This window comes from Deltaproteobacteria bacterium (genome assembly GCA_016874735.1).
Classification (GTDB): domain Bacteria; phylum Bdellovibrionota_B; class Oligoflexia; order Oligoflexales; family CAIYRB01; genus CAIYRB01.
On sequence record VGTI01000068.1, the window covers coordinates 1 to 16,091 of the forward strand.

At 54.1% G+C, this 16,091-nt stretch carries 13 protein-coding genes; 7 read left to right on the top strand and 6 right to left on the bottom strand.

Going from position 1 to position 16,091, the window contains the following annotated elements; all coding sequences use genetic code 11:
- Positions 1 to 105: 105 nt before the first annotated feature.
- The 3 genes from FJ146_17180 to FJ146_17190 all read left to right on the top strand — a co-directional run bounded on the left by FJ146_17180 (position 106) and on the right by FJ146_17190 (position 4,315).
- Positions 106 to 1,839 (top strand): hypothetical protein, encoded by a 1,734-nt coding sequence (locus FJ146_17180; protein ID MBM4253703.1) that lies wholly within the window; start codon positions 106 to 108, stop codon positions 1,837 to 1,839.
- A 141-nt stretch (positions 1,840 to 1,980) separates the two neighbouring features.
- Positions 1,981 to 2,550, top strand: coding sequence for a hypothetical protein (locus tag FJ146_17185; protein MBM4253704.1), 570 nt, complete (start codon positions 1,981 to 1,983; stop codon positions 2,548 to 2,550).
- Between the two features lie 1,468 nt (positions 2,551 to 4,018).
- Positions 4,019 to 4,315 (top strand): DUF1566 domain-containing protein, encoded by a 297-nt coding sequence (locus FJ146_17190; GenBank protein ID MBM4253705.1) that lies wholly within the window; start codon positions 4,019 to 4,021, stop codon positions 4,313 to 4,315.
- Positions 4,316 to 4,352: 37 nt separating this feature from the next.
- Here the strand turns inward: FJ146_17190 and FJ146_17195 are convergent, their stop codons facing one another.
- On the bottom strand, positions 4,353 to 5,270 hold the full coding sequence (locus FJ146_17195) for an IS1 family transposase (GenBank protein MBM4253706.1): 918 nt from the start codon (positions 5,268 to 5,270) through the stop codon (positions 4,353 to 4,355).
- Between the two features lie 113 nt (positions 5,271 to 5,383).
- Entirely contained in the window at positions 5,384 to 6,640 is a 1,257-nt protein-coding gene (locus FJ146_17200) for an MFS transporter (protein MBM4253707.1), read from the bottom strand.
- A gap of 203 nt (positions 6,641 to 6,843) precedes the next feature.
- Here FJ146_17200 and FJ146_17205 point away from each other — a divergent pair, with 203 nt between their 5' ends.
- Positions 6,844 to 7,644, top strand: coding sequence for a redoxin domain-containing protein (locus tag FJ146_17205; protein ID MBM4253708.1), 801 nt, complete (start codon positions 6,844 to 6,846; stop codon positions 7,642 to 7,644).
- Position 7,645: 1 nt separating this feature from the next.
- Here FJ146_17205 and FJ146_17210 read toward each other — a convergent pair whose 3' ends face one another.
- From FJ146_17210 to FJ146_17220, 3 genes are all read right to left on the bottom strand, one after another.
- The gene (locus FJ146_17210) at positions 7,646 to 8,251 is read right to left on the bottom strand and encodes an alpha-ketoglutarate-dependent dioxygenase AlkB (GenBank protein ID MBM4253709.1); all 606 of its coding nucleotides are present in this window, start codon (positions 8,249 to 8,251) and stop codon (positions 7,646 to 7,648) included.
- A gap of 81 nt (positions 8,252 to 8,332) precedes the next feature.
- Positions 8,333 to 9,490 carry an MFS transporter gene (locus FJ146_17215; protein MBM4253710.1) on the bottom strand — a complete coding sequence of 386 codons (1,158 nt, stop codon included), beginning with the start codon at positions 9,488 to 9,490 and terminating at the stop codon, positions 8,333 to 8,335.
- 6 nt (positions 9,491 to 9,496) lie between these two features.
- Positions 9,497 to 10,063, bottom strand: a complete 567-nt coding sequence (locus tag FJ146_17220; protein MBM4253711.1) for a TMEM165/GDT1 family protein — start codon at positions 10,061 to 10,063, stop codon at positions 9,497 to 9,499.
- A gap of 222 nt (positions 10,064 to 10,285) precedes the next feature.
- Here FJ146_17220 and FJ146_17225 point away from each other — a divergent pair, with 222 nt between their 5' ends.
- The 3 genes from FJ146_17225 to FJ146_17235 all read left to right on the top strand — a co-directional run bounded on the left by FJ146_17225 (position 10,286) and on the right by FJ146_17235 (position 15,624).
- Positions 10,286 to 12,958, top strand: coding sequence for a hypothetical protein (locus FJ146_17225; GenBank protein MBM4253712.1), 2,673 nt, complete (start codon positions 10,286 to 10,288; stop codon positions 12,956 to 12,958).
- Positions 12,959 to 13,070: 112 nt separating this feature from the next.
- A complete protein-coding gene (locus FJ146_17230) occupies positions 13,071 to 13,874 on the top strand; it encodes a DMT family transporter (GenBank protein ID MBM4253713.1) in 804 nt (267 codons plus the stop codon).
- Positions 13,875 to 13,941: 67 nt separating this feature from the next.
- On the top strand, positions 13,942 to 15,624 hold the full coding sequence (locus tag FJ146_17235; GenBank protein MBM4253714.1) for an FAD-binding protein: 1,683 nt from the start codon (positions 13,942 to 13,944) through the stop codon (positions 15,622 to 15,624).
- Positions 15,625 to 15,782: 158 nt separating this feature from the next.
- Here the strand turns inward: FJ146_17235 and FJ146_17240 are convergent.
- A partial coding sequence (locus tag FJ146_17240; GenBank protein MBM4253715.1) for an acetyl-CoA carboxylase biotin carboxylase subunit occupies positions 15,783 to 16,091 on the bottom strand: 309 nt, incomplete at its 5' end.

Here is a 16,091-nt window from a genome sequence, read left to right on the forward strand (position 1 = left end):
AGACGCCAATACAGTCTCGCGACTTTTGCTGTCAGCCATGCAGCACCTCCGTTATGTTTTGGATTACATAACTGAGTCTGACACGACAGTATTGGTGGGCACTACATGCGCTGGTGTACTAGGTACGATACTCTTGCATTTACCTACTCCCCCGCAGTACGGACTGTCAGCACAAGTTTCACGACGCGCCAGCGGTATATGATCAAGTCGGCAGCCGGACGCTATCTGCAGATTGGCACCAGCGGTGCTCTTGCGGCCTCAAGTACACTTACGACTTTTGCCGATACGCTGGGGAAGATATTTCAGGTGGAAGCCGATAGCAATCAGGCCACGTGGTTCCGGATCGACTCGGAGCTTCATGGCCTATATGCCTTGGACTCAGATGGGAGCGGCAATCTTTCGTTCACAAATAATCGAGGCAATGCATCGAGCCCCAGTAGTCGTGGCTATGTCGTCTTTGCGTACGACAGCAACTCAAAACTCCTGCAGGCCAAGGCACGCTATAGTTATGACCTCACCACCTATACTCATAGCAGCACGGCCGACAGCTCTTTCGCCGCCGCAAATTATTATGTGAAAGATACTGGTAGCACCTTTGTACTCACAGCTTCTGCCGGAGACGCGACAGCCATCACCCTGGAGTCTTCCCCCATCGATGTCGAAATGCCTAAGGACTTTAATCCAGACAGCATCAGCTATCAGACTAATGGACACATATCCATCAAAGACTACGTCGGCAACAAAACGACCGATATGGAGGGAACTCAGGGCAAAGTCCAACAGGATATGGATAGCAGCTATCTAGCGCAGGTCGCTGCAACTGGTGATAACACTGCGACCGAAACAGCTGCAGACACTATGCTGCTAACGATTGAAAGCACCCTTGCTGCAGAGGGTGCAAGTCTGCGCTATCCACGGCAGCTCTACCTCGCCTTTCGCAAGGCGGCCCTGCGAACCGTACTCAAGTCAGATGGCATTGCCAACGGGACCTTGGGGATGAATACAGTGCCGTATGTTTACTTTACCAACGCTAGTGATGCCTCAGGGGTACATCACCCATTTATGGTGATTGCGACCTATTCGATAGCCGATAAGCCGAATCGACTGCAGGATGTGCGTCGCCCTCCGGGTGATGGCACCACGGGAGGCTATGCCGATCAAAAGGTCACGCGTGATGCGACTTTGCAATTAGACTTGGTAAAGATCCCTCTTAAGAACTATGGCAACGTCAGCAGCCTGACCGACAACGCGCTACTTGCTACGCTGAACTCTGCTGAGGGTAGCAAAGTGAGTAATGATGTTTTTAATTACGCTAGTACCTCGGGTATTGGTGTGGCGGTTGATGGCGTGATCATCTACCCCGTGCTCAATAATACGCTGGTTACGGCCCACTCTGCGGCCGAGATCACAAGCAATGGCATCCATGTCGGGCAAGGGATGGGGCTCCACTACCACGGTGATGGTCATAGCGTGAATAGCAACGATCTGAGTCTGTATAATATCCTCGATTACGAGGGACAATCGCATCCCCCGCTGATCGGTTTTGGTTTGGATGGCATTGCCCTGTTCGGCATTTACGAGCAGCTCTATCCAACCATGGAAGGCTATGGCTCCGGCCTCGACACCTACGGTGGCCACACCCACGGGACCCTAGGCTACCACTATCATGCTCACACCTACCAAACTGCGACCGCAAAAGGCACGACTTATACAGTTCATGCGCTGATGCGTGGGGCATGGAGAGGCAATATAAATTCAATCCCAGAGTTTTGGGATACAGCCAAGCAGGAGCCAGCATATTCCCTCGCACAAAAGACTAAGTATGTGGGGAAAAGATAGGATGCGACCGGATCGCGCTCACACCAAGGAATCTGGTCCATTCAAATCACAGTCACTAGTAAAAAACCAGTTTACTTCGTTGTTGATTGGGTTTACGACAAATCATGTGTGTAAATCCACCATCGGTTAAAGGACTGACCTATGTTTCGTAAATTTTTACTAACCGCTGCCATCGTCTCGTCTCCTGCTGCTTGGGCCCAAGACAGCTTCCCCACCACCATCGAACACATCACCATCCAGGGTGAAGCAGCAAAGGACATCGTTGGTATCCTCACTGACTCGGGTGCTGAGGCAAGTGCCGACGCCCTCACTCTCAGCGTGCGCCGCCTCCTTTGCATCAACGTGGTTGTGGACAGTGGTGATGCCTTCTTCGAGTGTGCATTCAGGCCCAAGGATGACGCGGCTTCGCCAGTTCCCAGTGAGCCCAATCAGAGCAGCGAACTTATCAGCAGCGTGGCCTATAACGGTTGCATGCTCTCTCCGGCCGTCATGCCTCTCGTCTGCGACATCGGCTTTGATACGCGCGACCTACCTGTAGTCGCTGACCGCGCTGAGCGTCTCTTCACGATCCTTAGTGAGCACGCTCCGATCATACCGCCATTCGCGCCTTACTTGCTCTTCGGCGTCGAGCACCTGGAATGCAAGGCTCCCCGAGACGCCAAAGAGTATGCGTGCACCATGGAGGCTAAGAAGGTGCCCCCTCCAAACTGATCCACTTAACTGTTGGTGGAGGCGAGGAAACCTCAGCATTTGTTCATGAATCACGCGATTCGCATGGCTACTTCTTACACTGGCCCGTAACAATCCAGAACATTTATCATTTTCGTCACATGCCAACAATTAAGTAGATCAGCTTCAATCTCGCCCCCGAGGGGGGCAAAAAATTTAACACGCTGATCTGATTACAGTATTAAACACTTAATGAAACCAGCAATCGTACCGATAATCACTGGGGAAGCAGAAGTTCACCCTAGCCAGAAATTGGGCTATACCGAATGCCAATCTGATGATTTTAGGAATATTAATTTGTTTAGCGAGCGCCTCGCGGTTTACGCGACGTCACCCAATTCTATTGCTCGTCGCTGCCCTCATCGTTGCGAACGGCTGCAAAGGTGGCTTCGAAACCGGCGAAGTCGCCCCCGCCAAAGCAGCAGTCACTAGCTGCCCCAGAGGTGAGATTAAGAACGGGGCTTGCGTTGAGACGCCACCAACGATGCAGGTCACCGACATCGACCGGGTTGTTGTGAGTCCTGGCACGAATGCTATGGTCACGGGAGCAAATTTTGACGCAACACTGCAAGTCAAGATAGCGACAGGCGACACTCAGGTCACACCAAGCTTCAGTGTCGCAGGTGGGACTCAGGTGAAAATAGGCTTACCCCAGAATCTTAAAAAGGGACTATTCGCGCTCCAACTTACGCAGAGCGAAACGAGCAAGAGAATCAACTTAATTTGCGACGGCGGCCAGGTAGACCCGCCAATTATGACGGTTGCGGAATCCCAAGTGTGTGCTGGCACTAGCTACTACTCTGCAGAAGGCCTTGAACTCGCCGGCACCAGAGCTTGTGGATCTTCGGCTGTGCCAGGAACCTGCCGGACCGACGGGCTGGCCGGCTGCGTCACTGTGGCAGCTTACAAATCGGCTGAGATGTCACGATTCGATGGGACTAAAATTGCTGCAGGGACGACAATTGCAGGCGTTGCTGGAACGATTCAGACCTGTGGCACTGATGGACAGACCGGTTGTATCACATCAAATCAAATCCCAGCTGCTGTTCTCGCGACGGTAGCCGACACTGATATTCGCATCGGAAAGTCGATAGCCGGCCTATCCGGCCGCCTGAAAGCCAATTGCCGCAACGGCATCAATACAGCGACATTTAACTACGACGGCTCAGCCGCAACCCTTCCGGCAACCGGAGTCACTTCCGGCTCCACTCTAGACCACTGGGACACCATCGACGACGGTGGTGGGTTGGCGAGTTCCTCAGTCACGGGATGGGCGAATAACAACTGCGGTGCAAGCAACTGGACTGATGTCACAACCACCAACGGCGGCACAAGTGCTGTGACGTGTGGCACAGACGACACGTGCATTTACAGGGAGAATTCCACAGACCTTAAAGTGACTGGAATAATCGAAGCAACGTCACCAAGCACGACCGATAACGCAAACCCTATGACGGCAACCTGGGCGAACGCCGTTAACACCTGTATCTCTTCCACCTATGGCGGCTACCCAGCAGGAACCTGGCGCCTCCCCACCCAAAAAGAACTCATGACACTCTACATAAACGGGATAGCCGCCAAACAAAGCCCTAGCTTCATCACTCTCACTAATATGCAAGCGAAGTTCTGGACCGCCTCCTCCGACTCCAGCGATACCACCAAAGCTTGGTATGTAACCATCGGCAGCGGGGAGACCGGAAAACTCGACAAGGCGAGTAGTAGTCCGAGAGTTGTTTGCCTCCGTTAAACTGAACCACTTAATTGTTGGCGAATCTCAGCCACGTTTAACGCATACGAAACGGCCTTTTCGTTCCAGTTACCGATTGGTTGTGCCACCAAGCATAGATGTAAAGAAGACAGTTCAGACGATCGATCTTCTTTGTAGTACACCAGGTTCTTCGCGCCAAGCGCTTGATTCGATCGCGAAACATGGCACAGGTATGATTCAGGGCGAACAAAGGGTCCCGTCCACCGCGCTTAAGCTCACCCTGTCCCACCACGCAGCCGCGTCGACCTTTGAATGCCTGATGGAGCACTGGCTTCGGAAATTTTTTTTTAACCACACGTCTATAGCGCGGACACTGATCGGATTTAATTATGGCAAGATTCGGACAGAGTCGCACTACCTCACTTAAAACTGCCTCTAAAGATCCGCGACGAAGATCCTTGCGCGGCCCATATCTCTTCAGAGCAATGTCCTTAAGCATACCCTTCGCAGGCATTTGCGCAGCGTGAACTGCAATCACCTGTCGAGTCGACGCCGACACAGCCAACGCGATTGATACAGGCTTACATTTCGAGTGTTCAAACGTCTCCATCTCGTCAAACACAGCAGTAGTTTCAGTTCCATTAGCAATTTCAATAGATGCTCGCGACTTCAGATGAAACTCGGCCCTCGCCCCAAGTCGCACCATCTTTCGAGCAACCGTAACTGGTCGACAGCCGAGCATCCGCGAACATCCACGCTGCGACACTGATTCCATGAGGCTACGCATGACTAACTGCGTGAGGTGCGGCTTTCGTTCGCGATAAGTTAGTCCGCCAGTTTGTGCAGAGAATGCTGAGCGGCAGAGCTTGCAGAAATAACGCTGAATACGCGGCATGCGACCCGTCTCACGTTTAAAAAATCCATATTTAATTACTGAGCGATAATCTTTGGGACAAATGGGACAAGCTGGACGCACTGCAGTCTTAGAAGGCATAGTTCTCTCTCCCTACTTTGAAGAGCGATTTATGCTTCAACTCATCCGCAGAGAGAAGTGACATGAGCCATAAGCACGATGACTTATATATCTCTCACCAACAATTAAGTGGCTCAGTTTTCGGTGAATCCCAAATCACGCCCAAAAGTCTCTTCGAGATTCATAGCCCCTATCACTGCCAGGATTAGAACTGCGGTGGCGACCACCAGCGTTGCATTACGCATCCCTAGACTAGGCTGCATCATGGTGATGCCTAGCGTCATTGGTATGACTAAAGTCCGCACTAAATTTGGTACATTTGTCGTGGCAGTGACGCGTAGATTGGTGCCGAACTGCTCTGTGGTTGACGTCAGAAGCACAGCCCAAAATCCAACGGACACCCCGATCATAAACATCATCGCGTAATAAACGGCTGGGGCTGCTTTTTGTATCAGGAGGAACGCAAAGACAAAACCAGCGGCACTCAAGATTAACGCGCAGATCACCTTTTTCCGTGACCTAAAATGCTGACTGAGTGCACTGCTAAGCATGTCCCCGAATAAAATGCCGATGTTGCTGACGATCGTCATGTAAGTCGTTTTGACCTCTGCCGTGACACCAAGATCACCGGTTATCTCTGGCGCAAAGGGTATCAATATCCCGGCGGTCAGCCAAAGCGGTGATCCAGCCAATACGCAGGAGACAAATCGTCTCATGCGCTTCGGGTGAAGCAGCATCAAAAAATTACCACGAGAGACATTAGGCGCCGCATCGTCCATGGCCGCAAAGACTCCGGAATCCACGATCCGAATACGTGTCACCAATAACACAAGGCCGAGGCTGCCGCCGACTATATAGGCGACCTTCCAATCGAGCAGTTCACCAACAAGCGCCGCCAACGTGACACCTAGTGCTCCAGAGGCCGCGACGAGCCCAGTGGCATAACCGCGATGCTCGCGTGGCAAGACTTCGCTCACCAGGGTGATGGCTGCTCCAAGCTCCCCAGCCAAACCAAAACCAGCCAAAAACCTGAGCACTGCGTAGGCCTCGATCGACTGCACCCAAGCATTTGCGATATTAGCTATCGAATAGAGGAGAATCGAACCAAAAAGGACCGAGAGGCGCCCTCTCCTATCCCCAAGCAGGCCCCAAAGTAGCCCGCCGAGTAGCATACCGATCATCTGCACATCCAGTAGCAGCATCCCGTGACTGACTAGCTGCGACCCCGCATAGCCGAGGGCCTCAAGGCTAGGACGCCGAATAATGCTAAAAAGCAGAAGGTCGTAGGTATCCACCATATACCCTAGCGCTGCTACAAGGACATTCGGATGCAAGAGACTGCGCCAGGGGGAGACGTCTTTGGTTATGGGTGCATATTGGGGAGTGGCCATTGGGACTCTCTCTTGGTCACAGTTTAGTTTGAATGCTGATTTCTAATCCGACTTTGAGCTAGGGGCAAAAGTTTTGTCTGTGGGGTCCCTTGAACAATCGGAGCTCGCTAACATACTTCGGGTGACCTGAGTTGCTCTGACGCGGTATTATAGTTCAAGAAAGCTTCAAATCCCCGTGCCACTGATCTCAAAGGACCCCCAATATGCTGCCGCGCTGCGCTTTGTACTTCCTGATCCTTATCGCGTCTTCGGTAGCGACAGCGCGGCCGGGCTCACAGCCAGAGCAAGCCAAACCTTGGCTCGGGGTGAGGATCGAGACCGTTGCACCGCCCGCCACTGGAGTGATCATCAAAGAGGTCATCAGTGGTACGCCTGCCCAAGAGGCGGGCCTCATGAAAGATGACTTAGTTCAAACTATTGACGAGCAGCAGGTCACTACACCCGAGGCTTTCATCAAGGCCGTCCAGTCACACGGTATCGGTACTGCGGTGAGTGTGGCATTTATCCGCGGCGGCAAACTTGAAAAGAAAACAATCAAGCTTGTAGCGCGCCCCGACCAGCTTGCCATGTTGCAGCAAAGCCTAGTTGGCAAGGTGGCACCCCCATTTGATTTGCCAGTCATATCGGGCCCAGGACCAGGCTCCACGGAAGCGCTCAAGGGGCGCGTCGTTGTTGTGGAATTTTGGGCCACATGGTGTCCAGCCTGCAGGTCCACGCATCGGGAGCTTAGCGCGTTTGTCAAGCGCTACCCCAAAGACTTAGCTGTTGTCGCCATCTCGGACGAGAGTCGCGACGAACTGCTCAGCTACGTCAAAGCGACCAAGCCCGACTTCACGATTCTTCAAGAGTCCGATCATCAGGCCAGCTCTGCCTGGATGGTGTCCGCGATACCAGAACTCGCCGTAATAAGCCGCGCAGGCAAGGTGGTGTTTGCTACGATAGGTGGCGGTACTTATCTGGCCCAGACACTCGCTGCGGCAGAAAAGGAACTAAAAAACAAGTGACCTAGCGGATTAAAACCCTACGGAATGTTAGGTTAATGCGAAGGCCAACCGGGCGTTTTGTTTTAGCCAAAGCGTGACGATAGTCGTGCTGAAAGCTCCCGGCCATGATCAGAAGGCTTCTGTCCTCTAGATCCAAAGCAAACCTATGGCTCCCATCGCAAGATTTAACGAGAAATCGTCGCGTCGCTCCAAAACTCAGGGAGGCGATCAAAGGCTCCGGCCCTAGCTCAGGCTCGTCGTCGGCGTGATAACCCATATGCTGAGAGCCATCTGCATAGCGATTGATAAGCACGGCATTGAAGTCAGCACCCAGCGCGTCGCGCAATGACTGACGAAGCGCCAGAAGCGTCGGTGTCCACGCCGCAGGCTCGTTGATTATCCCAGAGTACTTATAAGCGGTTCCAGGGTCGCCGTAGTACGACGTAAGACGCGGCAACAGATTGGACTTGCCGAAAATCTTAATACTGTCCTGACGCCAAACCACCTCTCGGTCTAACGCGTCAACCAATGATACGGGGTAGAAATTGGCGAGGTATCCACTTTGAGCTGATCCACTTAATTGTGGGTAGATGGCACATTTCGCAAGAATTTCAGTCAATTGTCTCAAATAATTGAATCTCGATCAAAAAATTGCGCGAATTAGTGATAAATTCAGCAGGTTAAATCAGTCCACCAACAATTAAGTGGATCAGTTTTGTGCAAACTGACGCCGCCCAAACGCGGCAATCCCAAGCCCTAGCACCGCTATCAAAAGAAATGACCACCTGAGGCTACTGGCCGCTGCGATCCACCCTATTAATGGAGGACCAAGCAAAAACCCGATCACCCCTATAGTCGACGCCGCAGCGATCGCTGCACTCGGAGGCATGTCGGTCACCTTGCCGGCCTGACTAAACACAAGTGGGACTACTACCGAGGTCCCGGCACCGACCAGCAAAAAGCCCGTGATACCGGTCGCCACTGAGGGATTGGCGATTGCCAGAAGTAGGCCAGCAGCCACCAGTAAACCGCACGTTGTTAGTACGCGTCTGGGTCCATACGTGATGGTTAGGCGATCGGCGACAAATCTTGTTGATGCCATGGCACACATGAAAGCACCGTAACCAAGCCCAATCTGTGACGGCGGTGCTGAGAGTACCGTCTGGAAATAAACCCCACTCCAGTCAAACATCGCACCTTCACAAATCATCGACGAAAAAGCCAAGAATCCGAGTCCAAGCACCGTCGCCGTCGGCTTGTGAAAAAGCTGTTTTTTTGCATTTGGACCGCCGTGTGAATCCAAATACCAGCGATACGTCAGGATCACACCACCGATAGTTGCAAGGTAGACCAAACAAAAATGCAGCCTTGGACTGATGTCTAACCCGAGCATAACGCTACCAACTGCTGCACCAACAAATCCTGCTGTGCTCCAAAGCCCATGCAGTGATGCCATCACCTGTCGCGAAGTCACTGCCTCAAGTCCGACCGCCTGCGTATTTGCCGAAACGCTGATCAGGTTGCTGAAAATTCCGATCAGGAACAGATCGACGGCAAGGGTCCAGATGTTCGGCGCCATGCCAAGCAGAACGTAAAGAGCACCGTTAACCAGTAAGGCTATAGGTAGACTCTTCTTGGTGCCGATTCGAGTGACAATCTGCGCCGATATGAAACTGGCCAATATCGACCCCAGCGGCAAACTGAGTAAAACGCTACCGAGCATGGCCTCACTGAGGCCGAGCTGCTCTTTGATCGTCGGGATTCGCGATGCCCAGGTCGAAAAACCGAGGCCGTTGATAAAAAATGCGGTGCCGATAGCAATCCAGCAGCGCAATGGTGTTACACGTTCAGGAAGATGCAAGGTCACGCTTTCTTAAGATAGGCCAACATCCCCGATCAGGATGGTCACGCCAAATGCCACAAACAATAGCGCGGCAGCAATGCGCACGTATTTGAGAGGAATCTTTTTGGTCAATGCTTCGCCAAAAAACACCGCCAGACCGTCAGCAATCAGCATGCCCGCCGTCGTGCCGATGGTTACCACTACTGGATCCTGAAAACGAGCGCCAAGTGCGATAGTTGCCAACTGCGTCTTATCGCCCATCTCGGCAAGAAAGAAAGTCACCAAGGTCGTCAAAAAGGCACCGTACCTTGATCCCGCACTCGCATCGTCCTCCTTATCCGGAATCAGGATCCACGCGGCGAAAACAAAAAAGAGCGCCGCCAGCACGTAGCGGAGCGTCGTTGGCACCAACAGCTGCGCCGCCCAACCACCGGCCCATGCCGCAAGCCCGTGGTTCAGCAAGGTCGCTACTAATATCCCAGCCATGATCGCCCAAGGCTGGCGAAACCGAAGCATCAAGAGTAGCGCCAAAAGCTGAGTCTTATCGCCCATCTCCGAGATGGCGACCATGATCATCGAGCTGAGGGCACCTTCCATAAATTGATCCACTTAATTGTTGGTGGCCAGATGCAACCATCCGATTTGTTTAGATTAATTGACTAAACGCGCCTTATGTTGCTTAAGGTCGCGGCAACCGACCAATAACGTCGAGTAAAGGCCCTTTTACCAACAATTAAGTAGATCAGCTACTGGGTGGCTAGCCAACCAGATAAAGATTTGCTAAAGAAGGCCTCTGGAGATCCCTGCACCGAGGTCAACATGAGCAACAAATACCTGAGTAAACTTGCACTTACGATTGTTTTCGCAGGTTCCGCCTGTGGCCCGGGTGGCGCGGTTGAGTGGCCTTTCGGTAAAAAGGACGACGGCTCAGTCACCGTCAAGCAGGTTGAAACTAGACCCGAGATCTCTCCAGCCAACGGTGGCAGCCAGGCTCAGTTTGCCGCCGCTGACGAACGCAGTGCGCACCTTCAGGCTGCTCCTGCCTCCCAGGCAGTGTCTGGTCTAGTTACGTTCACCAAGAGTCGTCTATTCGACCGCGAATTCCTATACGGATTTGATCTTCAGTACACCTCGGGGTCTGACTCCAAGCTGTCACTGCTGCCGCAATCGCAGGCCTTGGGTCATGTCCCTTGCTTCTTCCGTCAAATCGGCGAGGAACTGCAACTCGTGGCTGACCAAACGCGCCTATTCGAGAGCAACATCAACCACCCTGAGCTGCTGCTCGCCAGGTACAAAGTGGTCAACGAGACTGACGACAGCCTGACGGTCAGTTTTGTCAGTAGCGGCCTAGCTGTCAACGAAGCCGTGAATGGCAAGGGTGCGGATCTACCAAAGCAAACTTGGCTCCGGTCTCTTGAGTTCGTGGCTGATGGTGACTACCTGCTGCAGGAGACGGCGCTTCAGCTTAAAGACGGTAGCATCCAGACGTACCTGGAGTCCGTTTTCCCGCGCAGCAACCTGGCGCCTGACGGCTACAAGCCGCTGCAATCCGTGGGTTCCGAGGAACCCTTGGCAGAGCGTTATCGCTTCCTTGATACCGAATCTGTTTACGTCGTGAAGAGCACCAAAAACGGCGTACCGGTCAGGGCTCAGACTACCTATGCCGAGCGATTTGATATCAGCAACGGCAAGACGATTGACTGGTACGTGACGCCTAACGCTCCCGACGAACTCATGCCTATCTTCAAGAGCGGTGTTGAGGGGTGGAATCGTTACTTCAATCCGCAGCAGGGCCGCGACGTCATGCGCTTCCTAGGTCGGTTACCGGCCGGCGTAAAGCTTGGCGATCCGCGTTACAACGTGATCAATTTCGACTCTGTTGCGGAAGCCGGTGCCGCTTACGAGAGCCAGGCGGTGGATCCGATGACCGGACTGCAAAGTCACAGCCTCATCTATATGCCGTATGCTTGGTACAATATTGGCCTAGGCCTCTGGAAGCAGCGCGTTGGCGAGCCGGAGCAAACGCCAAGTGAGGCGGTTGCTCGTGCTGCGATCGCACCGAAGGCTCCGGAGACGCTTTTTGGCCGCGATCGCCGCGTCCTCAGCTGTGTGCGCCTTGCTGACGATGCGGTCGCCATGGCGGCCAATGGCGACTGGACGGAGATCGTGGCAGCTTCAGACGCCGCATCGGTGCCGGTACCGGCCAGTGTTGATGAATTTGCGCGCCGCCTGATGATTGCGACTCTATTCCACGAAGTCGGTCATGCCTTGGGTATGGCCCACAACTTCAAGGGCTCACTCGCCTTTAATGCTACGACCAGTCCTAGCGAGTCGAATCCAGTGACTTGGTCCATCATGGACTACAACTACTTCCAGAACGAGCAAGGCCTTTTTGAGCAGATTGGCGGCACGGCCGGCCCGATCCTCGAGTACGACCGTCAGTTTATCAGCCAGCTCTACAATGACGGCAAAGACGTCAAAAGCACTGACCCGGTGATCCCGGCCTGTGACGACGACGAGGCCGATGCAACCCAGGGTGGCGTCGATCCTCTCTGTCTTCGTTACGACTCCGAGTTGAGCCCGATCTTGGCGCTGCAAAACTACTACAATAACGTGATCGCAGAAAAAGGCGCTCGTGGGATCGAGACCAAAACTCTAGCCGAAGCAATCCGTGCTCTGCGCGCACCGGTAGCGGGCAAGTTTGCGGCTATTGTTGCCAATGAGTCAGATGGCGATTCGACTAGCGTTGTTGCCGATGCCGTCAAGCTTGGCCAAAAAGTGGGTGATCTAGTCAGCTACTACATCAGCGCTGGGGCGCAGTCACTGCGCACCAACCTGACCAACAACACGAAAGCGCTACGCGTTTGGGGCGACGCCGCGAAGGTGGACGACGAAGCTGAGTTCCGCCGCACCTACGCCGACATCTTACGCAGCGCCATGGCATGGCGTTCCTTACCGAATGAACCAGCAGCGGCCATCGCTGAAATTGGTGCCGCTGTTGAAGAAGTCGTTAGTCCTGCGGCCACCAAAGCTAAGTCTGCCGCAGTATCCAGGGCTAATGGCCACAAAGCTAAGATGGCGTTTGAGACAGCCCTAAACAACAAAATTGTAGCGGCACTCTCGAAACTACGAGCATCGGTGTACCCAGGTCTGAAGTACGATGCCAAGAATCTCTTCGCGCTGAGTCTCGAGGCTGGCGGTGAACTCTCCAATTTTGAAGAACTCGCCGTTCGTCTTCTGACTGCGGGCCTCACGGTTGGCCTAGAGCGTTCAGGGGACCAGATGGGTCTCGAACGAGACGAGCGTCTGGCTGCGGCTCAGGCTCTGCTCTCCTACCGTGGGGTGATGCCAGAATTCGACGCCGCCGTGTCAAGTCTTGCGGCTGAGGCTGCAAAGGCTAAACTAACTGGTGACGCTCGTGTGCTCGCTGCCGTCCGCGAAGTGCAGCAGGTGCTGACGAGTAAACCTGAGCCCGGAGACTCACATAAGTAATAGGAAGTCGCACGGTCCAATCCTGGTAGCCCTTGGGGCAGCGCTGTGGGCTACCGATTCGCTCTTTCGGTCCGGTGTCGCACATTCCTATCCAGCACTGGTGGTGGTCCTGATGAACCACCTCCTGCTGCTGCCGGTGGCCGTCCTGATTGGCTACCGTCACCGCGCGGAACTCACGCGTCTAAACGGGAGGCAGTGGCTTAGTTTGGCGATCATCGGCGGTGGCGGTTCAGTAGCCGCAACGGTGGCCTTTACCCTAGCTTTCAGCCGCGCCAGCAATTATTCAGTGCCCGTGCTGATTCAGAAGTTGCAGCCTTGCTTTGCCCTCGTTTTGGCGCGAGTGATCTTGAAGGAGTCACTGCCGCGTCACTTTGGGTGGCTAGCCCTACTCGGTATCGGCGGTGCATACCTACTATCCTTCGGACTATCAGCTGACTGGGAGCGTTTGGCCGCCGAGGACCTAACTGTTGTCGGCTACGCAGTCTTGGCTGCGGCGACGTGGGGCGCATGCACGGTGTTCGGCAGATTAGCCCTAAGAGACCTCAGTTTTCCGGCCGTCACTGCGGCGCGCTTTATCCTTGGTAGTGCCTGCGTTATCGGCGCCCTCGCCGTATTCACGCCCGATGCCACGGCAGAGGTCGCTAAACTCGGGAGTCTCGGCTGGGCCGACGCGCGTGCCTTTGCTGGCATGGCCTATCTCTCGGGACTGCTGCCGATGCTCATCTATTACCGCGGACTAAAGACGACGCCAGCCTCGGTGGCGACCCTGTGCGAATTAAGTTTTCCGCTTGTCGCTGTCATCCTAAACTGGATCTGGTTAGGTTCAGCCCTAAATCTTGGACAATTACTCGGCGCAGCCCTAGTAGTAACGGCGATTACCGCGGTCTCTCTACCCAGAGTAAGACCCGGGCGCTAGTTCTCAAGCGCGACCGTGATCGGCTACACTGTTACATGTGTATTTGCTCACGAAGGGGTAGACAAACATGGCGCGTACTGTACTCGGTCGTCGTACTAATCGCTTGCTTGGGCTCGCAGTCGCTAGAGCTCAAGGTCGTCTCAACTGGGATCAAATCGACGCGATCTTGGGTACTGTCGGATTGCCAAGTGCGGATGCACATCGCAGTGCTTGGACACCAAACCGTCGCAGCTTTGTGCGCGGTGCAGGCCTCGGCGTTATTGGTGGTACTGCCCTACTGGCCGGCTGCCGCACCAGTGGGCGTGACGGCAGACTCAGCAGTGCTGATGTCAAAGAGGCTGGGCGCATCGTCATCGTCGGTGGTGGTATCGCCGGACTCACCGCTGCTTACCGCCTGCGCCAAGTTGGACTTAAGGCCTCCCTCTATGAGGGGAGCGACCGTCTCGGTGGTCGTGTTTGGACCCAGGAGAAATTCAATGCCGAGGGCATGTTCTGCGAGCGCGGCGGTGAGCTCATCGACAGCGTCCATTCAGACCTCATTGCGCTCAGTGAGGAACTGGGCCTTGAGATCCAGGATGTGATCGACGACCCCAAATTGACACGTGAGCTTTTTCTCTTCGGCGGCAAGGTGCGCAGCGAGAAGGAGATCATCGCCGCATTCGAACCTTTGGCCAAAGCGATCATTCGCGACATTCAGATCCTGCGCCTCAGTGACAGCGCCGTGGTCCCGACCTACAGCAGTCGCATCAGCCAAAATCCCCAGGTACAGCGTCTGGACCGGACTAGTATCGCCCAATATTTAGGAGGTGTTGATGCCGACAAGTGGCTCAAAGACCTGATCGACTGTACCTATATGGGCATGTGCGGCGCTGATATCGATAAACAATCAGCGATCAATCTGCTGACGCTGATCAACCCAAGCACCGAGGATGGATTCCAAGTCTACGGCAGCAGTGACGAGTCTAAACGCATTAAAGGCGGCAACGGGCAGCTAACTGGTGCGCTAAGCGCCGCAATTAAAGGTACCATTCCTACCAACCTCGGTCATCGCCTCGTCGCCCTGCGCGATCATGGATCCCATATGACTCTGGTATTTGACCAAGGTGGTGGCCGCACGATCGATGTGGCAGCTGATCGCGTGATTATGACCTTACCGTTTAGCACGCTGCGTCAAGTTGATATGAAAGGGGTTGACCTATCTCCCGTTAAAAAGGCTGCCATTGCCGATTGGGGCTACGGCACCAACTCCAAGCTGATGCTCGGATTTAAGTCTCGCCCCTGGCGCACCGGCGAGCGCAAGGCGATCGGCAGCGTTTATACGGATTTTGTCAGTGAGTGCTTCTGGGATTCCGCCTGCGCCCAACCCGGCAAGTCCGGGATCATCGTTAATTACCTCAGCGGCAAGCGGGGTGCAGAGCAGAAGGTCGATCAGGACCGGACAGCCCTTTCTGATCTCGATGCTATCTTCCTTGGGTCAGCCAAGGAATACGACGGTAACAAGGTCTTCCAGCATTGGAACTCCTACCCCTTCGCTCTTGGATCGTACACCTGTCCTAAGCCTGGCCATTACACCACGATCCACGGCTCGGCTGGCGAACCTGAGCTCACTGGCCGCCTGCTCTTTGCCGGCGAGCACTGCAGCACCGAATACGCCAGCTACATCAACGGTGCTGTCGATAGTGCCAACAATGCCGTGAAGATCCTCGTGAGCAACGTCAAGCTGCCGGAGCCCCTATCGGTGTTTCCCTGACAAACTGATCCACTTAATTGTTGGGGGATGATAAATTTCGTATTTATCTCAGTGCTTTAGATAGCGCTATCGGTAGTCTCAGGGCAAATTCAGTATTTCATGAGTCAATACTGGGGGTTCTTAACCGTCACCAACAATTAAGTGGATCAGTTAAAGCCTTAGTCTTTCTTGCCGAAAGTCTCGAGAAACTTGGTGTGCACCGCGCCTTGTTTAAATTGCTCGTTGGCGAGCAAACGCTCGTGAAACGCGATATTGGTACGGATGCCGTCGACCTTCATCTCGGCTAGGGCGCGGCGCATCCGCTCCATACACTCGTTGCGGTCGCGACCATGGGTGATCAGCTTGGCGATCATAGAGTCGTACTGGCTCGGCACCGTATAGCCGGAGTAAACCATGCCGTCGATACGCACACCTGGACCGCCTGGCTCGTGGTAAGCCGTCACCTTGCCCGGCCAAGGGGCAAAGCT